The sequence below is a fragment of the Streptomyces racemochromogenes genome (genome assembly GCF_044129415.1).
Classification (GTDB): Bacteria; Actinomycetota; Actinomycetes; order Streptomycetales; family Streptomycetaceae; genus Streptomyces; species Streptomyces racemochromogenes_A.
The window spans coordinates 141,143-163,733 of the sequence record NZ_JBBDHD010000003.1 but is presented as its reverse complement, the minus strand read 5'-3'; the positions used below and the strand labels follow the sequence as shown (position 1 = coordinate 163,733).

General features: G+C 72.8%; 20 protein-coding genes, 1 tRNA gene and 2 pseudogenes. 6 read left to right on the top strand and 17 right to left on the bottom strand.

The genetic code is table 11. The features are described 5' to 3' along the window. Together WDV06_RS02470 and WDV06_RS02465 are read left to right on the top strand one after the other, a co-directional pair. Nucleotides 1-1,241: response regulator transcription factor (locus WDV06_RS02470; RefSeq protein ID WP_463668205.1), on the top strand; the 1,241-nt coding region annotated here is incomplete at its 5' end. Between the two features lie 13 nt (nucleotides 1,242-1,254). Next, nucleotides 1,255-1,830: an antibiotic biosynthesis monooxygenase gene (locus tag WDV06_RS02465; RefSeq protein ID WP_395507903.1), complete on the top strand. Its 576-nt coding sequence runs from the start codon at nucleotides 1,255-1,257 to the stop codon at nucleotides 1,828-1,830. Nucleotides 1,831-1,848: 18 nt separating this feature from the next. On the opposite strand, the gene WDV06_RS02460 is transcribed toward WDV06_RS02465, so the two are convergent. From WDV06_RS02460 to WDV06_RS02390, 15 genes and pseudogenes are all read right to left on the bottom strand, one after another. Then, nucleotides 1,849-3,498 carry a long-chain fatty acid--CoA ligase gene (locus WDV06_RS02460; protein ID WP_395507902.1) on the bottom strand — a complete coding sequence of 550 codons (1,650 nt, stop codon included), beginning with the start codon at nucleotides 3,496-3,498 and terminating at the stop codon, nucleotides 1,849-1,851. Between the two features lie 185 nt (nucleotides 3,499-3,683). Then, a complete protein-coding gene (locus tag WDV06_RS02455) occupies nucleotides 3,684-4,217 on the bottom strand; it encodes a SigE family RNA polymerase sigma factor (protein WP_395507901.1) in 534 nt (177 codons plus the stop codon). A gap of 134 nt (nucleotides 4,218-4,351) precedes the next feature. Continuing rightward, nucleotides 4,352-5,518: a lipid-transfer protein gene (locus WDV06_RS02450; protein ID WP_395507900.1), complete on the bottom strand. Its 1,167-nt coding sequence runs from the start codon at nucleotides 5,516-5,518 to the stop codon at nucleotides 4,352-4,354. Beyond that, nucleotides 5,515-5,904: a MaoC family dehydratase gene (locus WDV06_RS02445; protein ID WP_395507899.1), complete on the bottom strand. Its 390-nt coding sequence runs from the start codon at nucleotides 5,902-5,904 to the stop codon at nucleotides 5,515-5,517. Before WDV06_RS02445 ends, WDV06_RS02450 begins: the two co-directional genes overlap by 4 nt. Next, nucleotides 5,901-6,962 carry an acyl-CoA dehydrogenase family protein gene (locus tag WDV06_RS02440; RefSeq protein ID WP_395507898.1) on the bottom strand — a complete coding sequence of 354 codons (1,062 nt, stop codon included), beginning with the start codon at nucleotides 6,960-6,962 and terminating at the stop codon, nucleotides 5,901-5,903. Before WDV06_RS02440 ends, WDV06_RS02445 begins: the two co-directional genes overlap by 4 nt. Before the next feature lies 1 nt (nucleotide 6,963). After that, nucleotides 6,964-7,902, bottom strand: coding sequence for a bifunctional MaoC family dehydratase N-terminal/OB-fold nucleic acid binding domain-containing protein (locus WDV06_RS02435; RefSeq protein ID WP_395507897.1), 939 nt, complete (start codon nucleotides 7,900-7,902; stop codon nucleotides 6,964-6,966). Further along, nucleotides 7,899-9,053, bottom strand: a complete 1,155-nt coding sequence (locus WDV06_RS02430) for an acyl-CoA dehydrogenase family protein (RefSeq protein ID WP_395507896.1) — start codon at nucleotides 9,051-9,053, stop codon at nucleotides 7,899-7,901. Before WDV06_RS02430 ends, WDV06_RS02435 begins: the two co-directional genes overlap by 4 nt. A gap of 191 nt (nucleotides 9,054-9,244) precedes the next feature. Then, nucleotides 9,245-9,556, bottom strand: coding sequence for a hypothetical protein (locus WDV06_RS02425; protein WP_395507895.1), 312 nt, complete (start codon nucleotides 9,554-9,556; stop codon nucleotides 9,245-9,247). Between the two features lie 386 nt (nucleotides 9,557-9,942). Further along, nucleotides 9,943-10,326: a DUF6344 domain-containing protein gene (locus WDV06_RS02420; protein WP_395507894.1), complete on the bottom strand. Its 384-nt coding sequence runs from the start codon at nucleotides 10,324-10,326 to the stop codon at nucleotides 9,943-9,945. Nucleotides 10,327-10,458: 132 nt separating this feature from the next. Further along, nucleotides 10,459-10,546, bottom strand: a tRNA-Ser gene (locus WDV06_RS02415). A 60-nt stretch (nucleotides 10,547-10,606) separates the two neighbouring features. Next, nucleotides 10,607-11,544: pseudogene (locus WDV06_RS02410) on the bottom strand (trypsin-like serine peptidase). Between the two features lie 187 nt (nucleotides 11,545-11,731). Further along, nucleotides 11,732-12,778: a YeiH family protein gene (locus WDV06_RS02405; protein ID WP_395507893.1), complete on the bottom strand. Its 1,047-nt coding sequence runs from the start codon at nucleotides 12,776-12,778 to the stop codon at nucleotides 11,732-11,734. Then, nucleotides 12,778-13,326 carry a cysteine dioxygenase family protein gene (locus tag WDV06_RS02400; RefSeq protein ID WP_395507892.1) on the bottom strand — a complete coding sequence of 183 codons (549 nt, stop codon included), beginning with the start codon at nucleotides 13,324-13,326 and terminating at the stop codon, nucleotides 12,778-12,780. Before WDV06_RS02400 ends, WDV06_RS02405 begins: the two co-directional genes overlap by 1 nt. A 102-nt stretch (nucleotides 13,327-13,428) precedes the next feature. Then, entirely contained in the window at nucleotides 13,429-14,334 is a 906-nt protein-coding gene (locus WDV06_RS02395; protein ID WP_395507891.1) for a LysR family transcriptional regulator, read from the bottom strand. Nucleotides 14,335-14,439: 105 nt separating this feature from the next. Beyond that, nucleotides 14,440-15,969, bottom strand: a complete 1,530-nt coding sequence (locus tag WDV06_RS02390) for a S1C family serine protease (protein WP_395507890.1) — start codon at nucleotides 15,967-15,969, stop codon at nucleotides 14,440-14,442. A gap of 266 nt (nucleotides 15,970-16,235) precedes the next feature. On the opposite strand from WDV06_RS02390, the gene WDV06_RS02385 reads away from it, so the two are divergent. The 3 genes and pseudogenes from WDV06_RS02385 to WDV06_RS02375 all read left to right on the top strand — a co-directional run bounded on the left by WDV06_RS02385 (nucleotide 16,236) and on the right by WDV06_RS02375 (nucleotide 18,855). Beyond that, complete coding sequence (locus tag WDV06_RS02385) at nucleotides 16,236-17,036, top strand: glycerophosphodiester phosphodiesterase (RefSeq protein ID WP_395507889.1); 801 nt, start codon at nucleotides 16,236-16,238, stop codon at nucleotides 17,034-17,036. A 109-nt stretch (nucleotides 17,037-17,145) separates the two neighbouring features. Beyond that, nucleotides 17,146-17,724: pseudogene (locus tag WDV06_RS02380) on the top strand (ATP-binding protein); the annotation flags it as partial. 156 nt (nucleotides 17,725-17,880) lie between these two features. Beyond that, entirely contained in the window at nucleotides 17,881-18,855 is a 975-nt protein-coding gene (locus WDV06_RS02375; RefSeq protein WP_395507888.1) for a DUF5926 family protein, read from the top strand. 213 nt (nucleotides 18,856-19,068) lie between these two features. On the opposite strand, the gene WDV06_RS02370 is transcribed toward WDV06_RS02375, so the two are convergent. Both WDV06_RS02370 and WDV06_RS02365 read right to left on the bottom strand, forming a co-directional pair. Then, on the bottom strand, nucleotides 19,069-19,629 hold the full coding sequence (locus tag WDV06_RS02370) for a hypothetical protein (protein ID WP_395507887.1): 561 nt from the start codon (nucleotides 19,627-19,629) through the stop codon (nucleotides 19,069-19,071). Nucleotides 19,630-19,766: 137 nt separating this feature from the next. Further along, the gene (locus WDV06_RS02365; RefSeq protein WP_395507886.1) at nucleotides 19,767-20,495 is read right to left on the bottom strand and encodes a bifunctional DNA primase/polymerase; all 729 of its coding nucleotides are present in this window, start codon (nucleotides 20,493-20,495) and stop codon (nucleotides 19,767-19,769) included. A gap of 419 nt (nucleotides 20,496-20,914) precedes the next feature. Between WDV06_RS02365 and WDV06_RS02360 the strand changes: the two genes are divergently transcribed. Continuing rightward, entirely contained in the window at nucleotides 20,915-22,504 is a 1,590-nt protein-coding gene (locus WDV06_RS02360; protein ID WP_395507885.1) for a PP2C family protein-serine/threonine phosphatase, read from the top strand. Nucleotides 22,505-22,591 lie beyond the last annotated feature (87 nt).

Sequence of the window (22,591 nt, the reverse complement as noted above, 5' to 3'; positions counted from 1 at the left end):
GCCCCGCCGACGCCGACGGCGAGGGCCCGGGCGGACGCCGTGGCCGCCGGGTGCTCGGCGCCCCCGCCTCTCCCGCCGCCTCCCCGGGCCCGCAGGCCACGGACGCTCCGGGTGGCGCGGAGCCCACGCTTCCCACCGGGCGGCGCCGGGCGCTGCCCGTGACCCCCGCCTGGCCCGTGCCGGCGGCCCGGACGGCGCCCGAGGACGCGGAAGCCGCGGCGGCCGCCGTGCCCGGCGCCCGGCAGCCCGGTGACGCCCCGGCGGGAGGCCAGCCGATCAGCGTGCGCGCGCTCGGCACCCTGGGCCAGGGCATCTCCGTGGACGCGGGCGCGGCCGGCCCCGGCGGATCCGGCTCCGGCCGGCGCCGTCGGCTCTCCGAACCGGCGCCCCAGGGGCGGGCCTTCGCCATAGGGGCCCCCGAAGCGGGCGCCGCCGAGGGCCCGGAGCCGCTCGACGGGCCCGGTGGAGCCGTCGAGGTGGTCAACCGTCCCGTGCCGCAGCCCATGGACGACGAGCTTCCGCCCGAGCCGCTGGACAACCCGCGCCGGCTGCTGGTGTGGCCCGCGCCGGACGCGCAGACGCAGCAGGCACTCAGCGAACGCGGCTACCGCCCGGTGATCGTGCATTCGCGGGAGGAGGTGGACGCGCAGATCGCGGCCTTCCCGGCCGCCCTGTTCGTCGACCCGCTGACCGGCCCGATCACCCGGACCGCCCTGCAGTCCCTGCGCCAGGCCGCGGTGGCCGCCGAGGTCCCCGTCCTGGTGACGGCCGGGCTGGGGCACGCCACGCGCGAGGCCGCGTACGGTGCCGATCCGGCCGTCCTCCTCAAGGCGCTGGCGCCGCGCGACAGCGAACAGCACCCCTCCCGCGTGCTGCTGATCGAGGAGCACGACGAGGTCGCCACCGCGCTGACGGCCGCGCTGGAGCGGCGCGGCCTTCAGGTCGCACGGGCGGGAGCGGACACCGACGCGGTGGACCTGGCGACCCGGATGCGTCCCAACCTGGTGGTCATGGACCTCATGCAGGTGCGGCGCCGACGGGCCGGGATCGTGGACTGGCTGCGCGCCAACGGGCTCCTGAACCGCACCCCGCTCGTCGTCTACACGGCCACCGGGATCGAGCCGGGCGACCGTCCGCGGCTGGCCTCGGGGGAGAGCGTGCTGTTCCTCGCCGAACGCGCCACGACCCCGGACGTACAGGGCCGCATCGTGGACCTCCTCGCCAAGATCGGCACCAACTAGCCATCCTGGTCCGATGGCCACCACCGACACGACCGAGCACAGCGTCCCCGCCGACAACGGCGAGGTGAGCCTGCTCATCGCGCGTCAGGTGGAACCGGGCTACGAGGAGGCCTTCGAGAGCTGGGCGCGCGGCATCCTGGAGACCGCCGCGCGCTTTCCCGACCACCTGGGCTACGGGCTGTTCCGGCCCGCGGCCGAGGGCGCCCCGTGGTTCCTCGTCCACCGCTTCCGCGACCAGGAGGCGCTCGCGCGGTGGCAGGAGTCGCCGGAGCGGGCCGAGTGGTTCGCCCACTGCGAGGGCCACCACCACACCGAGATAGCCCGGCGCGAGCTGCACGGCATGGAGACGTGGTTCGCCAAGCCGGGTACGACCCGGCCCGCGCCGCCGCGGTGGAAGATGGCGATCAGCTCGGGGCTGGCCATCTTCCCGATCTCGCTGATCGGCAACGCGGTGCTCGGGCCGTACCTGGTGGACGTGAACTTCGTGCTCCGGACGGCCGCGTTCGCTGCCGTCTTCAGCACCCTGATGACCTATGCGGCCATGCCCGCCGTCAGCCGGCTGCTGCGACCGTGGCTGACGCGCGGCTGACCGGCTGCCCGGGACCGGCTAGCCGAGGGTGGTGACGTCCAGGTCGCCGTCGGCGTACTGCTTGCGGATCACCTTCTTGTCGAACTTGCCGACGCTGGTCTTCGGCACGGCCTCGACGGACGTCCAGCGCTCCGGCAGCTGCCACTTGGCGATCGACCGCGCGAGGAAGGCGCGCAGTCCCTCGTAGTCGGCCGTGGCGCCCTCCTTGAGGACGACCGTGGCCAGCGGGCGCTCGCCCCACTTCTCGTCGGGGACGGCGACGACCGCCGCTTCGGCGACCTCGGGGTGGGCCATCAGCGCGTTCTCCAGCTCGACGCTGGAGATCCACTCGCCGCCGGACTTGATGACGTCCTTGGCCCGGTCGGTGAGGGTGAGGAAGCCGGCGGCGCTGATCACACCGACGTCCCCGGTCTTGAGCCAGCCGTCGGCGCTGAACTTGTCCTCGGGCCGCAGCGGTTCTCCGGACGCACCGCCGTAGTAGGCGCCCGCGATCCAGTTGCCGCGGACCTCCAGCTCGCCCGCGGACTGCCCGTCCCACGGCAGGACGTCGCCGGCCGGCCCGATGAGGCGGGCCTCGACGCCGGCCGGGAAGCGGCCCTGGGTCACGCGGTACGGCCACTCCTCCTCGGCACTGAGCCCGGCCGGCGGGTGCGCCATGGTGCCCAGCGGGGAGGTCTCCGTCATGCCCCAGGCGTGGCAGAGGCGGACGCCGAGCTTGTCGTAGGCCTCCATCAGCGAGGGCGGACAGGCGGCGCCGCCGATGGTCACCTGCTTCATCGAGGTCAGGTCGCGCGGGCGGGCGGTGACCTCGGCGAGCAGTCCCTGCCAGATGGTGGGGACCGCCGCGGCGTGCGTGGGCTTCTCCCGCTCGATCATCTCGGCGAGCGGTGCGGGCTGGAGGAAGCGGTCCGGCATCAGCATGTTGATGCCGGTCATGAAGGTGGCGTGGGGCAGGCCCCAGGCGTTCACGTGGAACTGCGGGACCACGATCAGGCTGGTGTCGTGGTCGGTGAGGCCCATCGACTCGGTCATGTTGACCTGCATGGAGTGCAGGTAGACCGAGCGGTGGGAGTAGACGACGCCCTTGGGCTCCCCGGTGGTGCCGGAGGTGTAGCACATGGCCGCGGCCTGGCGCTCGTCCAGTTCGGGCCAGTCGTAGTGGTCGGCGCGGCCTTCGAGGAGCTCCTCGTACTCGTGGACCCGTACGCCGAGCCCGTCGAGGGCGGAGCGGTCGCCGATGCCGGAGACCACGACGTGCTCGACCGTCGGCAGGTGCGGCAGCAGCGGCGCCAACAGCGGCAGCAGGGTGCCGTTCACCAGCACCACCCGGTCGGCCGCGTGGTTGACGATGAAGACCAGCTGCTCCGGGGGCAGCCGCAGGTTGAGCGTGTGCAGGACCGCGCCCATGGAGGGGATCGCGAAGTAGGCCTCGACGTGCTCGGAGTTGTTCCACATGAGCGTCGCGACCCGTTCGTCCTGCCGGACTCCGAGCTCGTCACGCAGGGCGTGCGCGAGCCGCGCGGCGCGGACGCCGATCTCGGCGAAGCTGCGCCGGTGCGGCTCCGCCTCGCCGGTCCAGGTCGTGACCCGGGAGTCTCCGTGAATCGTCGACCCGTGGGCCAGGATCCGCGAGATCAGCAGCGGTACATCCTGCATGGTGCTCAGCAAAGCGTCCTCCCGGTGAGCGCTGCGGCGCTGCGGCGGCTGTCGGATGCTGCCGATTCTGCGCACGTACCGGTCGGCATGTCACTACCCGGGAGTACAAACAGGCTGGTCGATCACTGTCCGGGCCGGTGGTCTGGCCGATGTTTCACGTGAAACGGGGGCCGGCCGTGTTTCACGTGAAACGGGGCTCAGCGCACCGGGGTGAGTTCCGGGTCCTCGCGGAGTTTGACCAGGGCCCTGGAGACGGCGCTCTTGACCGTACCCACCGAGACCCCGAGCAGTTCGGCGGTCTGCGCCTCGCTCAGGTCCTCGTAGTAGCGCAGCACCACCATGGCCCGCTGGCGGTCCGGCAGCCGGGTCACCGCCCGCCACATCGCGTCGCGCAGCACCTGCGCCTCCGCGGGGTCGGCGAAGGCCCGCTCCTCGTTCTCGGGAACCTCGTCGCAGATGAACTCGTCGACCTTGCGCTTGCGCCACTGCGAGGTGCGGGTGTTGACCAGGGCCCGCCGGACGTAGCCGTCGAGGGCGCGGTGGTCCTCGATGCGGTCCCAGGCGACATAGGTCTTGGCGAGGGCCGTCTGGAGCAGGTCCTCGGCATCGCACGGGTTGGCCGTCAGGGAGCGCGCGGTGCGCATCAGGGCCGTGCCACGGGTCCGGACGTACGCCGAGAACGACGGGTACGGCGTCGGGTTCGAGGCGAGCGTGCACACAGGCGTGGTCATGGCTCCACGCTAGGAGCGGAGCACGCTCCTGGGATCGCCCGCAGGTGCCGAAACGGGGTCCCCCTCAGGTTGTACGGCCCGGCCGCGTCCCACCTCCTGTAGGTGGAGGAGGGGGCGCGCGACCAGGACCGGAGTCAGAGGTCGGCTCCCAGGATCAGCCCGGAGGTCGGCACGCCCGTGCCGGCCGTGACGAGGACGTGCCCGGCACCCGGCACCTGGTTGACGGAGGTGCCGCGCAGCTGGCGGACGGCTTCGGCGATGCCGTTCATCCCGTGCAGGTAGGCCTCCCCGAGCTGGCCGCCGTGGGTGTTGATCGGGAGCGCGCCGGCGGCCGTGAAATCGGCGGCCTCGCCGGGGCCGCAGAAGCCGAACTCCTCCAGCTGCATGAGGACGAAGGGCGTGAAGTGGTCGTAGAGGATGCCCACGTCGATGTCGGAGGGCCTCAGGCCGCTGGTCCGCCACAGCTGGCGGGCGACCACGTCCATCTCCGGGAGGCCGGTGAGGTCGTCACGGTAGAAGGAGGTCATCGCCTCCTGTCGCCGGCCCGCGCCCTGGGCTGCCGCGGTGATCACGGCGGGGTTCCGGCGCAGGTCGCGGGCGCGCTCGGTGGTGGTGACGACGAGGGCCTGGCCGCCATCGGTCTCCTGGCAGCAGTCCAGCAGCCGCAGCGGTTCGACGATCCAGCGGGAGGCGGCGTGGTCGGCGAGGGTGATGGGCTTGCCGTGGAAGTAGGCGGCGGGGTTGTTCGCGGCGTATCCGCGTCCGGTGACGGCCACGTGCCCGAAGGCTTCGGGGGTGAGGTGGTAGGTGTGCAGGTAGCGCTGGGCGGCCATGGCCACCCAGGACGCGGGGGTGAGCAGCCCCCACGGCAGGGACCAGCCGAGGGCCGCCCCCTCCGCGGAGGGCTCGCGCTGCTGGACGCCGGAGCCGAAACGGCGGCCGGAGCGCTCGTTGAAGGCGCGGTAGCAGACGACGACCTCGGCGACTCCGGTGGCCACGGCGAGGGCGGCCTGCTGGACGGTGGCACAGGCCGCGCCGCCCCCGTAGTGGACGCGGGAGAAGAAGGAGAGCTCTCCGATGCCGGCGGCCTGGGCGACGGTGATCTCGGGACTGGTGTCCATCGTGAAGGTGACCATGCCGTCGACGTCGGCGGGGGTGAGTCCGGCGTCGTCGAGGGCTGCGTGCACCGCCTCGACGGCGAGTTTGAGCTCGCTGCGGCCGGAGTCCTTGGAGAACTCGGTCGCCCCGATGCCGGCGATGGCGGCGCGGCCGCCCAGGTCGTCGCGGAGGCGGACGCTCATGCCCGGGCCCCCAGGGTGACGGTCACGGTCCCCGTGACGTGGTGGCCGAGGCGGTTGGCGCCGACCACCCGGATCTCGGCGGTGTCCCCGTCGAGGGCGGTGACGGTGCCGGTGAGGGTCATGGTGTCGCCCGGGTGGTTGGGCGCGCCGAGGCGGATGGCCACCTTGCGCAGGACGGCCTCCGGTCCGAGGTGGTCGGTGATGTACCGGCCGACGAGCCCGTTGGTGGTCAGGATGTTCATGAAGATGTCCGGGGAGCCCTTCTCGCGGGCGAGCTCCGCGTCGTGGTGGACGTCCTGGTAGTCGCGGGACGCGAGGGCACCCGCCACGATCAGGGTGCGGGTCACCGGGATCTCCAGCGGTGGCAGCGCGTCGCCGACGTTCATGCGTCCTCTCCCTTTTTCTCCCCGTCGGATTTCTCCCCCTCGGATATGAGCGCGCCCAGCTCCGACAGCAGTTCGCTGCCGCAGCCCAGGTAGGCGTCCAGCTGGCGCCCCCACAGGAAGTGCCGGTGGACGGGGTGCTCCAGGTCGGCGCCCATGCCGCCGTGCAGGTGCTGGCCGGTGTGGACGACCCGCTTGCCCGCCTCGGAGGCCCACCAGGCCGCCGTGAGGGCGTGCTCGCGGGCCGGGAGTCCCTCGTCGATGCGCCAGGCCGCCTCGTACGCGGTGACCCGGATGGCCTCGGTGTCCATGTGGGCGTCGGCGGCGCGGAGCATGACCCCCTGGTTGGTGGAGAGCGGACGGCCGAACTGCTCGCGGGTGGAGGTGTACTCGACGGCACGGGCGAGGGAGCCGGCGCAGACACCGGCCTGGAGTCCGGCGAAGGCGGTGCGGGCGGCGGCGAGCACGGCGTCGTGGGCGTCGGGGCCGCCGAGCCGTTCCGCCGGGGCGCCGGTCAGGGTGAGGCTCCCCGCCGACCAGGGGGCGGTCGTCTCCACCGGCCGCGTTGCGACACCGGGTGCGTCCGTCCTCACGAGCCACAGTGTCCGGTCGCGGTCCGGGACCAGCACGTGCGTGGCGTCGCGAAGCCAGGGAACGACGGGGGCGGTGCCGGTGAGGCGGCCGTCGGAGCCGGCGGTGACCGTCCTGCGGGCGGGGAAGGCGCCGGTGGCGACGGCTTCGCCGGAGCCGAGGGCCGGCAGCAGGCGGGCGCGCTGCTCGGAGCTGCCGTGCGCGGCCACGGGGAGGACGCCGTAGGCGCAGGTGGCGGCGTACGGGACCTGGGCGGTGGTGCGGCCCTGCTCCTCCAGGAGGAGGACCAGGCCGAGGAGGCCGACCTCCTCGACGGCGGCGGTCAGGCCGGCGGCGGTGAGCGCCTTCCACAGTTCGGCGTCGCTGCCGGTGCCGGCCGCGGCGAGGCGTTCGTGGGTGGCGAGGTCGTGGAAGATCCGGGCGGCCAGGGATGCCGCCGCGGCCTGCTCCTCGGTGGGGTGGAAGTCCATGTCAGGCCGCCTCTCCGCGGAAGACGGGCAGTTCGAGGGTGCCGTCGACCCGCAGGAACTCCAGTCGGACGGGCAGGCCGATGCGCACCTTGTCGTGGGGGACCCCGGTGATGTTGCTGATCATCCGCACGCCTTCGGCCAGCTCGACGAGGGCCACCGCGTACGGGGGGTCGAAGGCCGGGAAGGGCGGGTGGTGCATGACGACGTACGAGAAGACGGTGCCGGCGCCGCTCGCCTCGACGGTGTCCCAGTCGGGGGAGGAGCAGGCGTTGCAGCCGGGCAGCCAGGGGAAGCGCAGGGTCGCGCAGGCGGTGCAGCGCTGGATCAGCAGCCTGTGGTCCCGGACTCCGTCCCAGAAGCCCTGGTTGTCGCGGTTGACCACGGGGCGGGGGCGCTGTGCCTCCGGGGCGGCCGCGGTCTTCGGCGGGGGCGGGATGGCGGCCGGGGCGTACTTGAGGATGCGGAAGCGGTGGGTTCCGGCGAGTTCGCCGTCGGCGCGGACGTCCATCCGGGTGGTCACGAAGTGGCCGGTGCCGAGTCTGGTCGTCTTGCGCGGGGAGACCGATTCGATCACAGCGTCGAAGGTGACGGTGTCGCCGGGGCGCAGGGGACGCAGGTACTCCTGCTCGCAGTCGGTGGCGACCACCGAGGTGCAGCCCGCGCCGTCGAGGAGTGCGAGCAGTTCGTCGTAGGCGGTGGAGCGGCCGGTGTGGCCGGAGAGCCCGCCCATGGTCCAGGCCTGGAGCATGGTGGGCGGGGCGATGGCGCCGGGTCCGGTGTAGGCGGGGTTGGCGTCTCCCATGGCCTCGCACCAGTGGCGGATCATGGGCGCGTTGACCGGGTCCTTGCCCCGCCCGTCGGTGGCGGCGGGCCGTCCCTCGAAGGCCCTGAGCCGCCGGAGCAGCTCCGCTTCCGCGGCGGCCGTCTCGTCGGCGGTCATCGCTTCCTCCCCTTCATGCCGAGCCGCATCATGGCGACGATCTCGCGCTGGACCTCGCTGACCCCGCCGCCGAAGGTGTTGATCTGCGCGGCGCGGTTCATCCGCTCCAGCTCGCCGCCGAGGAAGGCCCCGGGCCCGCGGACGAGGGCCTCCTCGCCGACCACCTCCTGGCAGATCCGGTACACCTCGACGGCGGACTCGGTGCCGAGGAACTTCACTCCGCTGGCGTCGCCGGGGGCCAGGGTGGCGGCGCCGACGTCCTGGACGAGGCGCCAGTTGAGGAGGCGTACGGCGGCCAGCCGGGCGTGCGCCTCGGCGAGCCGGGCCCGGACCCAGGGCCGGTCCGCAGGACGTTCTCCGGTGGCGGGGTCGGGCGTGAGGGCGTGGGCGCGGGCGGCCTCGTAGAAGTCCTCGGCCTGCATGCCGATGGCGGCGAGGGCGACGCGCTCGTGGTTGAGCTGGTTGGTGATCAGGCCCCAGCCGCCGTGTTCGGGGCCGACGAGGTGGCCCGCGGGGACGCGGATGCCGTCGTAGTACGTCGCCGTCGTGGTGAGGCCGCCGACGGTGTCGATGGGGGTCCAGGAGAAGCCGGGGCTGTCGGTGGGCACCAGGATGATCGATATGCCCTTGTGCTTGGGAGCCTGGGGGTCGGTACGGCAGGCGAGCCAGATCCAGTCGGCGTTCTGGGCGTTGGAGGTGAAGACCTTCTGGCCGTCGATCACCCAGTCCCCGTTCCCGTCGCGGACGGCGCGGGTGCGCAGGGCGGCCAGGTCGGTGCCGGCCCCGGGCTCGGAGTAGCCGATGGCGAAGACGGTCTCGCCCCGGAGGATGCCGGGCAGGAAACGGTCCTTCTGCTCCGGGGTCCCGTACTTCATGAGGGTGGGGCCCACGGTGTTGAGCGTGACCATGGAGACGGGGGCACCGGCCCGGTAGGCCTCGTCGAAGAACACGAACTGCTCGTCGGGGCCCAGGCCCCGGCCGCCGTACTCGACGGGCCAGCCCAGGCCGAGCAGCCCGTCGGCGCCGATGCGGCGCAGCAGGGCGCGCTGGGCGGACGGTTCCGCGGGGGCGCCGTCCGGCATCAGGTCCCGGAAGTAGGCGCGCAGCTCGGCGCGCAGCCGCGACTGCCCTTCTGACGGAGCGAGGTGCACGGCGCTGGCCTCCCGGCATCGCAGCGGACGAGTGGAACTGACTGTCCGTCAGATTTACTGCCGATGTCAAGGTCGGGAGACCAGGCGGCGGGCCCGTGAGCCCGGGCACGCGGGAGGGCGCCCGCACTACCGGACCCCAGCCGGTCCGGTCGTACGGGCGCCCTCAGCGGTCTGCGCGGTTCAGGAGGCTCCTACCACCACGGGAAGAAGTGCACCGCCACGTTGGAGTTGGCCTGGTGGATCGCCGTGTAGGCCGATCCGTTCACCTGGGCGGTGTTGTTCTGGTTCGACGCGCCGGCGCCGGTGGCCACCTGCTGCGAGGTGGAGGAGTTGCCGTGGTTGTTGCCGCCCACGCCACTGCCGATGACGCTGGCGACGCTCGCATTCGATCCGTCGTTCGCGAACGAGCCGTTGTCGGCCGACGCGACCCCGCCGAACAGAGCGGCGGCGAGGGGCAGCGAGGCGACGGCGGCGATGACGCGGGCGGTACGGATGCTTGCCATTCTGAGTCCTCCAGGAAACCGAAGTCGGGTTCATCCCGAGGCAGTTGGCCGACCACCTCGGTCGTTCGTGGTGCTGACGACGTCGCGAGACCAGAGTTGCCCACCGAATCCCCGGCGAACCACCCCGCAGCCTGCTATTCCCCCGCAAGCATGAGCAACAAGGGATAAACGCGGTGTGCGCCACTACTGCCCCAACCGAGTGCCCCCGTCACAGGCGGAATCCGCACCGGGCGGATGGTGAATCGTTCCGCCACATTCGCTCGGCCCGGATATGCCGAAAAGGGCCGCACCGTCCGGGAACCCCGCCGTCTCCCGGCCCTGCGGCCCTGTCGTATCAAGCTTCGCGCCCCCCGTGCGCCCCCTCAATGCGCCGGAGCAAGCCCCCGCTACGCGGCGAGCGCGACCGATTCCCGTTCGGGCTTGGTGAGCGCGAGCGCGGCCGCGGTCGCGGAGCGGCGCACGGAGGGGCTCTTGCCGTGGGCCTCGGCCCGGATGCGCTGCTTGATCGTCGGCGGCAGCGAACCGCCGCGCATCATCGCCCGCCACGTCCGCCGCGCAACGGCAACCGGCCGGCTCACCGTCGCGGCCGAAGGAGTGGCCGGCGCGGTCGGCGCGGCCGCAGCCGGAGCCGCCCTGCCCACCAGGCCCACAGCGGCGAGGAGCGCCACGAGAGCGGCGAGGAAGGAGCTCCAGAGCGACGTGATGCTGGTGCGGTGGGCCATGACGAACGCCTCGATTCCCGATGTTCCGACGGGCGGATCTGCATACATTCGTCATGATGCGAGCGCAATCGCACGTCTTCGACCACGCGCGCCGATCTTCCGACAAACACCACCCGGAAAGCCCAAGAGGGTGGGCCCCGGAACCCGGGGCCCACCCTCTGGCATGCCGCTTCTCTGAGCTGGCGGTGGGTGTGGGATTTGAACCCACGGTGACTCGCGCCACGACGGTTTTCAAGACCGTTCCCTTAGGCCGCTCGGGCAACCCACCTGGCCCGTACAGAGTACCGGGATGTGGGGGCGGGTGGGGTGGGAGTCGGCGTGGCGGAGGTCAGGACGTCTGGGCCTTGTCGTAGGCCGCCTTGGCCTCGTTGCCGAAGTAGGGGCCGAACATCGTGTTCGGCAGGAAGTTGTAGCCGAAGCTGTTCACCGAGACCTGCGTGCCCAGGCCCGTCGACTCGTCGAAGTCCTGGAACCAGGGGCCGCCGCTGGAGCCGCCCGTCATGTTGCAGGCCATGCTGTGGTCCTTGGTGAGCAGGAAGTCCTTGCCCGTGCCGGCGCTGCAGTAGACGAGCCTGGTGCCGTCGTAGGGTGCGGCCGCGGGGAAGCCGAAGGAGTACATCCTCTTGTTGTAGCCGCCGTTGAACTGGATGCCCTGCGCGCCGACGGTCTGGCTGAGCGTCCGGCCGTTCAGCGGGGCGACGACGGCGAGGCCCACGTCCATGTTCATGTCCTCGCTCGCCGCCCACTGGTCGGTGGCGAGGGTCTTGGTGGCCTGCCACTGCCCGTACGGGGCGTTGCCGTTGTCGTAGCCCGGGACGAAGATCCAGTTCGTGTGCCAGGCTCCCTGGTACTTCACGCAGTGGCCGGCCGTGATGACCGTGCTGCCGTTCTGGCTGGTGATGGAGTCGCCCGAGCAGGAGGCCGTGCGGCCCTGGAAGGTGAAGAACACCCGGCCCGAGGTCCGCACCACCGCTCCGCCGCCGGTCCAGGCCGCGCCTGGCTGCGGGAACGCCGTGGGCGAGGTCGGCGCCACCCGGGTGGGCGGGCCGGCCGCCACGGGGCCGTGCGGGCCCCTCCGGGAGCCGCCGTCACGTCGAGCGGGGTGGCCTGGCGCATCCGCTCGGCCGTCCAGAAGCCCGGGGTCCGGCCGGGCCGGAACGAGGCGGGCGACTCCGCGGCCGCCGAGGGGGAGGCCGCCGTCAGGGCGCCCGCGAGCAGGGCTCCCGCGGCGAGGAGGACGGACACCGCCGTGCGATGACGATTCACGCAGGACTCCTTCTGCCGTGCCCGGACCGGACGGAGCCGGGCAGGGTGGGGTGAAGAACTGTCGGTGCGGATCGGCTGTTCGACTTGCGGGGGCAGGGTCGCACGCGGGCCCGGAGATGTCAGGGGGCGGTCCGGGCGTTCGGTCGGATCCGGCCAGGGATTGACCAACTCCCCCTGGTTGACGCGCTCATGTGGTCACCAGGACGCCGGCGTAGGAGACGCCCGCGACCACCACCCAGGCCCCCAGGCCCAGGAGCGCGGCGCGTCCGCCCGTACGGGCGAGGCTCGGCAGGTGGACGGCGCTGCCCAGCCCGAACAGGGCCGCGGCCAGCAGGAGCTCCTGCGCCGTGTGCGCCCGGTCCAGTGCCACGTGGGGCAGCAGACCCGTCGCGCGCAGCGCGGCCGCCGCCAGGAAGCCGACGACGAACAGGGGGACCGGGGCCGGCCGCTTCCCGGAGGCGGTGCGTACGCCGCGCCGCCGCGCCCGCATCGAGAAGGCCACGGCAGCCACCAGCGGGGCCAGCAGGGCCACCCGCATCAGCTTGACCAGCACCGCCTCACCGAGCGCGGCGGGGCCGGCCGTCTGGGCCGTCGCCACGACCTGGCCGACGTCGTGGACGCTCGCGCCCACCCAGCGCCCGAAGGCGAGGTCGGAGAGCCCCAGGGGACCCTGAAGCAGGGGGAGTACGGCGATGGCGAGCGTTCCGCAGAGGGTGACGAGGGCGACCGAGGCCGCCACGTCCTCCTCGTCGCTCCCCGACACCTCGCTCACCGCGCCGATGGCCGAGGCGCCGCAGATGGAGTAGCCGGTGGCGATCAGCAGGGGCTGGTCACCGGGGAGCCCGAGGCGGCGGCCCAGCCAGACCGTTCCGAAGAAGGTCGCCACGACCACCGAGCTCACCATGGCCACCGTCGACCAGCCGAGCCGCAGCACCTGGTCCAGGCCGAGGCCGAGGCCCAGCAGGACGATGCCGATCCGCATCAGCCGCCGGCCGGCCAGCGACAGGCCCGGGCGGGCCGGTCCGCGTACGACGCCCCGTATGCCGGGGAGGTGGGCCACCGCGATGCCCAGGACCACCGAGGCGGTCAGCATCGGTACGGCGGGAACCACCTGGTGCACGCACCAGGCCGCCAGCACACCGGCGGCCGCCAGGCCCAAACCTGGCCAGGGGGACGATGTTTCACGTGGAACAAGGGGGACCGCCTCGCTCTGCGGGCGGTGGAGGAGGGCCATCAGTCGACGGGGAGCGTGTAGACGCGGCGGATGCTGCTGCCCAGCCGGGAGACGTCGGCGCCGTAGATGTGGACCGATATCGCCGTGCCGGTACAGGAGTTGCGGACCTTGTGGATGTCCCCGGGCGGGGCGAACCCGCAGACCTCGCCCTGGGCGTTGACCACGTCCTCGGTGGCCACCAGACGGGCGGCGTCCGCGCCGGGCGCGAGCCGGTAGCGGCGTTCGCTCTCCTCGCCCTGGTGCACACCGGCCACGCACCACGAGACGTGGTCGTGGATACAGGTCTCCTGGCCCGGCATCCAGACCAGGGCCACGACCGAGAAGCTGCCGTCGGGCTCGGCGTGCAGGATGTGCTGCCGGTAGTGGTCCGGGTCGCCCTCCTGCTGCTCCGCGGTCAGCAGATCGGACGCGCCCAGGTGCGGGGCGAGGCGCTCGCCGACGAGGTAGGCGGTCAGATCGGGGGCCAGCCCCCGGTCGACGACCGTGCGGATCTCACTGACGAGGGCGGCCATCCTCGTGGTCGTACGGGCCGGCGTGGTGGTGGTCATACAAGCAGCGTCGGTCGCGCGATCCATCACGTCCAACGACAGTTGTGACCTGAAATCCCAACTCCTGCTTATGGATCGGGGGTGGCCGGAGACCGGGCCGGGTCAGCAGCCGACCCGGTTCGACGCGACCCGCCTGAGCTCGTCGAGGACCACCGCCGTCGCGGGGATCCGCAGGTGGTCGCGGTAGACGTATGCGGCGATGTGACGGCGGGCGGCCGGCTCCAGCACCCGGCCGCAGACCCGGGTCAGCGAGAGGGAGGGCAGCACGAGGGCGGGCATCATCGCCACGCCCAGCCCCTGCGCGACCAGGCTCTGGACCACCAGGTTGTCGTCGGTGGCGAACCGGATGTCGGGGACGAAGCCCAGCTCGGCGCACTCGTGCAGCAGGTTCGCCCGGCAGCGCGGACAGCCGGCGATCCACTGCTCCTCGGCGAGGTCGGCCAGGTGCACGGCCCGGCGGCGGGCGAGCGGGTGGCCGGTCGGCAGCAGCACCGTCAGCTGGTCCTCCAGCAGCCTGACCTCGGCCACCTCCTCCGGGACCTCCTCGTGCAGCCCGGGATAGGTGAAGGCCAGGGTGATGTCGCACTCGCCGCGCAGGAGCCTGCGCAGGGATTCCGGGGGCTCGCCTTCGAGCAGCTCGACCTGCACACCGGGGTGGTCCTTGGCGAGGCCGCTCAGGGCCTCGGGGACCAGGGTCACGTTGGCACTGGGGAACCCGCAGACCCGGACGCGCCCGGTGCGCAGCCGGGTGTACGCCTTCAGCTGGGCTTCGGCGGCCGAGAGGCTGCCGAGGATGGACTCGGCGTGCCGGGCCAGGGACTCGCCCGCCTCGGTGAGCTTCATCTTCCGGCCCACGCGGGTGAACAGCGGTGTGCCGACGGCGCGTTCGAGTGCCTTCATCTGCTGGGTGATCGCGGGCTGGGTGTAGCCCAGCGCACGAGCGGCGGCCGAGTACGAGCCCGCGGCGACCACTTCGTGGAATGTCCGTATGTGCCGTGAATCGAACACCAGCGAAGCATAAGCAGATATTGGGAGGGGCCGTAGCCGGATTCCCGGCCACGGCCCCTCCCATCAAGCCACCGTCGAGCGGTGCCTCCGTCCTCCTCGCGGCGGTTACTTGTCGCCGACGCGCGAGCCGAGCGTGATGTCGACCGTCGTCGGCTTGCCGCCGCGCAGGTAGGTCAGCTTCACGGTGTCGCCCGGCTTGTACGTCCAGATCAGGCTGATCAGGGTGGGGCCGCTGTCGACCTGCTTGCCGCCGAACTCCGTGATCACGTCGCCGGGCTTGAGGCCCGCCTTGCCGGCGGGGCCGTTCGGGTCGACCAGTTCGCCGGCCGGGGCGCCCTGCTCGGAGATCTTGGCGCCGTCCGTCTTCGCCTGGAGGTCCACGGAGACCGAGATCACCGGGTAGACCGGCTTGCCGGTGCTGATCAGCGAGGTGGCCACGTTCTTGGCCTGGTTGATCGGGATGGCGAAGCCCAGGCCGATCGAGCCGGCCTGTCCGCCGCCGAAGCCGCCGTTGCCGGCGGACTGGATCGCCGAGTTGATGCCGATGACGGCACCCCGGTTGTCCAGCAGCGGACCGCCGGAGTTGCCCGGGTTGATCGACGCGTCGGTCTGCAGCGCGCTCATGTACGAGTTCTTGCCGCCGGAGCCGTCGCCGGAGGCCACCGGGCGGTTCTTCGCGCTGACGATGCCGGTGGTGACCGTGTTGGACAGGCCGAAGGGGGCGCCGATCGCGATGGTCGGGTCGCCGACGGCCACCTTGTCGGAGTCGCCGAGCGCCAGCGGCTTGAGGTTGGCCGGCGGGTTCTTCAGCTTGATGACGGCCACGTCGTAGCCCTGGGCCCGGCCCACGACCTCGGCCTCGTACTTCTTGCCGTCCGAGAAGGTGGCGGAGAGCTTGCCGCCGTTGGCGGCGGAGGCCACCACGTGGTTGTTGGTGAGGATGTGGCCCTGCTCGTCGTAGACGAACCCGGTGCCGGTGCCGCCCTCGCCGTCCCCGGCGGAGGCCTCGATGGTGACGACGCTGGGCAGCGCCGCGGCGGCCAGGCCCGCGACGGAGCCGGCGTCCCGCTTGAGGTCCTTCGGGGTGTTGGGCGCGCTGATCGTGGTCGAGCCGGAGCCGCTGTGGTCGCGCTGGGCCGCCCAGTAGCCGACGCCGCCGCCCACACCGCCCGCGAGCAGGGCCGCCACCAGGACGGCCGCGATCAGACCGCCCCGGCCCTTCGGCTTGGGCTGCGGGGTGCCGTCGGCGGTGAACGGCACGCCCCAGGTGCCACCGCCGCCCTGGCCGGCGCCGCCGTACGCGGGGACCGCCGGGGGCGGCGGGGGCCAGGCCTCGGCGCCGTACGCGGTCGCGGCGGGGGGCGCGGGCGGGGCGGCCGGGGCCTGCTCGTGGCCGTACGCCGGGGGCGCGGAAGGGGGCGCGGAAGGGGGCGCGGCCGGGGGAGCCGACGGGGTGGGCGGGAGCTGCTGGGTGTGCTCGGTGCCGGGTGCCGGCGCGGGGGCCTCGGCCGGAGCCGGGGGCTCGTGGGCCGCGGGGGCGGCCGGGTCGGGTGCGGAGGCGGCCACCGGCACGGGGGGTGCGGACGGGGCCGCGGGGGGCTTCGGGGCCGCGGTGCCCTCGTTCTCGGTGCTCACAGCGCTGTCTCCTCGTCACACACGGCTTACTCGGCCCATACGGCTGCTGGAAATATCAGGCATATCGACCCGACACCCTCCGGGCATCGGTCCGACTGAACGTTCGACGCGCCGCAGAAGTTCCAGGGTGAAGCCTTTCCCATGACCCGTCAGAGCACTGTAAGCCGGACCTGTGCGTCTCACGGCTTCCTTTATATCCGACATATCGGACGCACCTCCAGGAGTCACCCCGACGCGCGGGGGTGCCTCGGTGGCACCATGACCGGGTGACCCACGCTACGCCGCGCCCCATCCAGATCGTCGCCCACCGCGGGGCCTCGGAGGACGCCCCCGAGCACACCCTGGCCGCCTACCGCAAGGCCATCGAGGACGGCGCCGACGCTCTCGAATGCGACATCCGGCTGACCGCCGACGGCCATCTGGTGCTGGTCCACGACCGCCGCGTCAACCGCACCTCCAACGGCCGGGGCGCCGTCTCGGCCCTGGAGCTGGCCGACCTGACCGCCCTCGACTTCGGGTCCTGGAAGGACCGAGAGGAGTCCCCCGACTGGGACGCGGACCCGGAGCGCACCTCCGTGCTCACCCTGGAGCGGCTGCTGGAGCTGGTCGCCGACGCGGGCCGGCCCGTACAGCTGGCGATCGAGACGAAGCACCCCACCCGCTGGGCCGGACAGGTGGAGGAGCGCCTGCTCTTCCTCCTCAAGCGCTTCGGACTGGACGCCCCGCCCGCCGACGGCCCCCACCCCGTCCGGGTCATGAGCTTCTCCGCCCGCTCCCTGCACCGGGTGCGCGCGGCCGCCCCGACGGTCCCGACCGTCTACCTGATGCAGTTCGTCTCGCCCCGGATGCGCGACGGCCGCCTGCCCGCGGGCGTGCGGATCGCCGGGCCGTCCATGCGCATCGTCCGCAGCCACCCCGGTTTCATCCGCAAGCTCCAGGCCGCGGGGCATTCCGTCCACGTATGGACCGTGAACGATCCGGATGATGTTCAGCTATGCGCGGATCTGGGTGTAGAAGCGATCATCACGAACAGACCCCGACAGGTTCTGTCGCAACTCGGCCGCTGACGTCCCGTTTTGCACACCAGCCACAGACACCCCGACCGTGACAGGGCGTGCCCCGGCGCATCCGTTCCGTGTTCGTTGGTCATGAATGCGTCAGAGGTGAACGGGACGGCGGTTTCCGGTCCAGGCCAGTGGGGCATCCAGACCATGGCGTGGGGCTAAGGAGGTTCCGGGGGTGGCGTTGGTGATGGCACAGGAAGTGCCCACGTCGTCGTGCATGGACATTCGCCATGGTCCTGCGGGCGTGGGCGAGGCGAGGCACCGGATGCGCGAACAACTGCGCCTCAGCGGGGTGTCCGAATCGGTCGTGGACGATGCCGTACTGATCCTTTCCGAGCTCCTCAGCAACGCCTGCCGACACGGCCGGCCGCTGGGCGCCAGGGAGGTCGGTGACGGCGACGTACGCGCCGCCTGGCGCGTCGACAAGGCGGGACGGCTCACCGTCGAGGTCACGGACGGCGGCGGCCCGACCCGCCCCGTTCCGGCGACGCCCTCGGTCACCGCGCACGGGGGCCGGGGGCTGAACATCATCAGCGCGCTGGCCCAGGACTGGGGAGTGCGCGACGGCGCGGCGGGCGAGCTCACCGTGTGGGCGGTCGTCGCCCGGGGGCCCCGGCACGACGACTTCGCTACGCGCGTCGCTCCCCCCGCGATCGACTTCGCCGCCGCCTTCGACGATCTCGACGTCTGACGGCCCCGACCGGCACCACCGGCCATCCGCGAAGCGGCCGTCCGGGAGCGCACGCCGACCGTGCTCCCGGCCGCACCCCACCGGTTCCGGCGGTACGAACGGCTAGGCTCGCGCCCAGAGACACCGCCGTACCGCCGCAACCGGGAGACACCCACGATGGCCAAGAAGCGCCCCGCCGCGAAGACCGCGAAGCCGCAGCTCGACAACGGGGAGATCCCGGTGGTGGGCGCGCGCGAGCCCTGTCCCTGCGGTTCCGGGCGCCGGTACAAGGCCTGTCACGGAGCGGCCGCCGCGCACGCCGTCACCGAGCACGTCGCGCGCCCCTTCGAGGGACTGCCGGGCGAGTGCGACTGGGTGGCGCTGCGCGAGCTCGTCCCCGCCGCGACCGTGCCGCTGACCCTCAAGGGCGGCCTGCCCGAGGGCGTCCCGTCCGTCACGCTGGTGACGGTCCTGCCCATGGCCTGGCCGGCTCTGCGCCGCGAGGACGGTTCCGTCCTGCTCGGCCTGCAGAACGAGTCCAGCTCCGGTGACCTGGCCCGCGACATGGCCGACACCCTGGAGCGCGCGATCGCCGCCGAGCCGGGCAACCCGGTCCCGGCCCGCCGCGTACCGGCCGAGGGTCCCCGACTTCAGGATCTCCTCGACCCGAACGGCGTTTTCGAGCCGGTTGTCCACGCGGGCTTCGAATTCTGGATTCCGGACGCGGAGAGCGCCCAGAACGCCTCCCCGGAGATCGCCGCCTCCCTGGAGCGCGCCAACGCCGCCGCCATCCCGACCGTCAAGCTGACGGGCGTGGACGCGGCCTACTGGTGCGAGACCCCGGACAAGAACCACCTGCGCTGGGTCATGCCCCACCCCGAGGAGAAGCTGCTCGACGCGCTCGCGCGGCTGCACGCCGCGGGCACCTCCTCCCTCGGCGAGGGCACCAAGCTCGTCGGCTCCTTCCGCGCCCACGGTCTGATGGTCCCCGTCTGGGACCTGCCCACCGGAGTCACCGCCGCGGACGTGGAGAAGCCCGCCGCCGAATTCGCGGAGCGCCTGGCCACGGCCCTGGCAGCCGACGCCCCGCTGACCGCGGAGGAGCGCCGGGCACGCGGCGGGCTCACCAACCGCCAGGTGACGCTGAGCTGACGGCCGCCCGGCGGACGGGTGTCCCGCGTACGGTGGACGGCCGCGCGCGGGACCGGTGACCGGTGTCACAACTCCCGCTAATCGCCTGCAAATCGATGTCTGAATATCAGAGATCGAATTTGCGAACAGGCGATCTCTTGTTACCGTTCTTGTAGCCCGGTCGCTGGTGCATCCCCCGTCGCCAGCGACCGGGCCTCTGTCTTTCGGCGGTACTCAACCGCCCGACGGTGCCGGTGAGTTGCTCCCGGACCGCAGCAACAGCCGCCCTTGCTCGTCCGGAACTGCAAACTCCGCTACGGCCGAGTACGTCTCCGGCGCCCCTGCCGACTCCCCGCGGGGCGTCTCGCACAGCCCCGGATCGTCACCCGCCGCCACCGCACAGCGGATCTGCACCGTCCGCCCGGCCGGCCCCATCACCGTGAGCACGGCATCCAGCGCGCGGCCGCTGGTGTTGCGGTAGTAGCTCCGGCCCCAGGTCCGGCCTTCGCTCGCCAGCACGCACGTCTGCGCCTCCAGGCCCTGCGGGGCGGAGAGTTCGGGACCGCAGCGGGATTCGGTACGGGGCTGCTCCGGCGGTCCTGGCCGCGCGGGACCGGTGGCGGGCCGCGCCTGCCCAGCCGTACGGGAGGAGTCGGAAAGGCCGAGCGAAGAGAGCAACCCCCCGCCTTTTCCGTCGGCCTGACCGGCGAAATCCGGCCCGGCGATCGCTCCGGCCAGGGGAAGCGACAAGATGATCAGCACACCGGCACCGATACCGATCAGGCGGAGATTCATTCGCCGAAGATAGCGACGCGGGAAAGGGGCGCGGAGATCCCCGCGCCCAATTCCCCGGGAAACCAGGCGTGCCGACACCCGTACGAGTGATGCTCCGGCCACAGGGGGCCGCGCTCCCCGGACCGGCTCCCGGGCGTTCAGTACGCGAGCCGGCTGCCGCCGCCGGGAGCACTGCTGCTCGCCTCGACGAGGGCGTCCACGACCGCCTCCACCTCCGGCAGCCACAGTTCCTCCCCGCCGGGGCGCCGCGCTTCGGGCTCGCGCTCCCAGCGCACCTGCCCGCCGCCGGACGCCGCGGAGGGCGGCAGCAGCAGGTAACCGCCCTCGCCGTGGAAGCGCAGCGAGGAGGGGACGTGGTCCTTGGCGTAGAGGAGTTCGCCGAGCCGCTCCAGCGAGTAGGGCGCGACGAGCAGGGACCAGCGGGTCGGCGTGGCGACGATCGGGCCGAGCCGCATGCCCTGCGCGTCCAGCCGTACGACGGCACGCGCGGCCGCCTTCGCCGGCAGGCTCACCGCGCACGGCGCCGCCCCGCCGGTGGCCAGCAGCAGCGGGGCCGCCGGCCTCCTGCCCCACCACCAGGCCACCATCCGGGCGTCGGTGGTGGCGGCGAGCAGCCCGGGGTCGAAGGGATGGGCGCCCGGCACCACGCAGTCGGGGTCGGGACAGGCACAGCGCCTGCCGTCGGCTCCGGCCCGGCCCACGCCCGGCAGTACGGGCCACCGCCGGACGGTGGCACAGGTCAGCGCCGCGTCGAGGAGGGACGGAACCGCGCCGGCCCCGGCCTCCGCCGCGGGACGGGAGGCGGCGCGCGGGAACTTCAAGCGATCGCGGAGCCGCTGGAGACGCCTTCCGAGGATCTCGCGCATGAGCGCTCGTTCCTTTCCGTTGAACGTCGAGGGCCACATCACACCACGTGAGCGGTGTTTCACCACACGTACACGTTTCGCGTCACTAGTCCGCCAGAAGCAGGTTCACACGGTTCGTGCAGTTTTCTTACGGGTCCGTCAAACGTCCGGCGGGGCCCCGGAACGAGCCGTCCGAGCGACCCGCACCGGTGTCGAGACCGGCTGCCGCCGCTTAGGACGACGGCCCGGGCCGGGCGGTTCCCGGCGGTGCCGGGGGCGCCAACTGGCCCCGGGCACTACGGACTACGTACCCGGACCCCTTGAAGCGCCTGTCCAGTCGATCGCAAAAACCGCTCGGTTCCCGCTTTTTCCAGCCAAGTTTTAGCCTCGGCTGGACAGTGAGTTGCCGTCCCACGGACACCAGGATTCCCACTGGGACAATGCTGGACATCGATCCTCGGGTGCGTGTAGATGTGGATCCATTGATGGCGGCGCAGCACGATCTGGGGGTTTGCGATGCTACGTGGCGAATCGCACCAGGTGGAAAGGCGGACGCCATGAGCGCCCCGCATCTGCCGAAAGTGGCTGGAATCGATTCAGCAGTTACGGCGTCGGCGCAGACTGTCGCGCCCCCGCCCGGCTCCCTGTCCGCCACCACGGCGGCCACCACCGCCCGGACCGCCCCCGCCCAGGCCGCCCCGCCTGCCGCGAGCAGCATCATCCAGGACCGGCTGGCGGGCATGGTCTCCGACCTCACCACCCTCCACGAACTGACCGAGCGCCTCGCCCGGGCCGCCGACCTCGACTCCTCCCTCAGGGAATTCCTGCGCGCCGGGGCCGCCCTCGTCGGCGCCCGCCGCGGTCTGGTCGTCCTGGAGCCCTCCGACGGACTCGGCCCCGCCGCCACCATCGGCCTGGGCCTGGGCCGCGCCGACCTCGGCCACATCGAGACGGTCCCGCGCAGCGCCACCTCGTACGGCCGCATCCTCGACGGGCTCCCCGACGCCCACGGCGGCTCGGAGGTCCTCCCCGAACCCGGCGCACCGGCGCCCCCCGGCGCAGGGGGCTACGAGCCGCCCGTCGACCCCCGCCACCGCGAGGTCGCCGCCCGCCTCGGCTACGCCGCCAGCTACGCCCTGCCGCTGACCGCCGACGCCACCGGCCGGCTCGGCGCGGCCGTCTGGCTCTACGACGAACAGGCCGAGCCGAGCGACCGCCAGCGCGACCTGGTCGGCCTCTACGTCCGGCACGCGGCCGAGCACCTCGCCCGGATGCTGGAGGTGGACCGCTCCCGCACCCGGCTGGCCACCGTCGCCGAGGAACTGCTGCCCAGCCGGCTGCCCCGGATCCCCGGCGTACAGCTCGCCGCCCGGCACCGTACGGGCCCGCTCGGCGGCGGCGACTGGTACGACGCGCTGCCGCTGCCCGAGGGCGCCATGGGACTCGCCGTCGGATCGGTCACCGGATCCGGTCCGAGCGCCGTCGCCGCGATGGGCCGGCTGCGGGCCTCGCTGCGCGCGTACGCCGTCATGGAGGGGGAGGACCCCGTCGCGGTCCTGTCCGACCTGGAGCTGCTGCTGCGCCTGACCGAGCCCGCGCGCTCGGCGACCGCCCTCTTCGCGTACTGCGAGCCCGCCGCCCGCAAGATCCTCCTGGCCGGGGCCGGGCACACCCCGCCGCTGCTCATCGGGGAGCGGCGCACCGAGTACGTCGAGACCTCCCTCTCGGCCCCGCTGGGGATGCTGTCCTGCTGGGAAGCGCCCAGCGTGGAGATCGAGCCCGCACCCGGAGAAACGGTGCTGCTGTACACGGACGGACTGCTGCGGCGCACCGGTGACCCCATGGACCGGGCCTACGCCCGGCTGCACGCGGCCGCCGCGGGCCTGCCGCGCAGCGCCCGGGAGGACCCGGCGGCCGTCTGCGACCACATCCTGCGCGCGGTGCTCCCCGAGGACGGGCCCGGCTCGGGCGCCTCCGGCCCGTACCAGGACACCGAGGACGTCGTCCTGCTCGCGGCCCGGTTCGACTGACCGGCCCCCACTCCCCGACGGGCGCCCGTTTTGACTTGTATGTCACAGGACTGGCCGGGCGCCGCCCCCTCACACATACGATGAACG

Excerpts from the sequence above, each read along its gene's own strand:
- WDV06_RS02405 (WP_395507893.1), bottom strand. The coding sequence starts at position 12,778 with ATGGCCCTCCTCCACCGCCCGCAGAGCGAGGCGGTCCCCCTTGTTCCA.
- WDV06_RS02360 (WP_395507885.1), top strand. The coding sequence starts at position 20,915 with ATGCTGGACATCGATCCTCGGGTGCGTGTAGATGTGGATCCATTGATG.
- WDV06_RS02435 (WP_395507897.1), bottom strand. The coding sequence starts at position 7,902 with ATGACCGCCGACGAGACGGCCGCCGCGGAAGCGGAGCTGCTCCGGCGG.
- WDV06_RS02445 (WP_395507899.1), bottom strand. The coding sequence starts at position 5,904 with ATGAACGTCGGCGACGCGCTGCCACCGCTGGAGATCCCGGTGACCCGC.
- WDV06_RS02420 (WP_395507894.1), bottom strand. The coding sequence starts at position 10,326 with ATGTATGCAGATCCGCCCGTCGGAACATCGGGAATCGAGGCGTTCGTC.
- WDV06_RS02450 (WP_395507900.1), bottom strand. The coding sequence starts at position 5,518 with ATGAGCGTCCGCCTCCGCGACGACCTGGGCGGCCGCGCCGCCATCGCC.
- WDV06_RS02400 (WP_395507892.1), bottom strand. The coding sequence starts at position 13,326 with ATGACCACCACCACGCCGGCCCGTACGACCACGAGGATGGCCGCCCTC.
- WDV06_RS02370 (WP_395507887.1), bottom strand. The coding sequence starts at position 19,629 with ATGAATCTCCGCCTGATCGGTATCGGTGCCGGTGTGCTGATCATCTTG.
- WDV06_RS02465 (WP_395507903.1), top strand. The coding sequence starts at position 1,255 with ATGGCCACCACCGACACGACCGAGCACAGCGTCCCCGCCGACAACGGC.
- WDV06_RS02365 (WP_395507886.1), bottom strand. The coding sequence starts at position 20,495 with ATGCGCGAGATCCTCGGAAGGCGTCTCCAGCGGCTCCGCGATCGCTTG.
- WDV06_RS02375 (WP_395507888.1), top strand. The coding sequence starts at position 17,881 with ATGGCCAAGAAGCGCCCCGCCGCGAAGACCGCGAAGCCGCAGCTCGAC.
- WDV06_RS02425 (WP_395507895.1), bottom strand. The coding sequence starts at position 9,556 with ATGGCAAGCATCCGTACCGCCCGCGTCATCGCCGCCGTCGCCTCGCTG.
- WDV06_RS02440 (WP_395507898.1), bottom strand. The coding sequence starts at position 6,962 with ATGGACTTCCACCCCACCGAGGAGCAGGCCGCGGCGGCATCCCTGGCC.
- WDV06_RS02455 (WP_395507901.1), bottom strand. The coding sequence starts at position 4,217 with ATGACCACGCCTGTGTGCACGCTCGCCTCGAACCCGACGCCGTACCCG.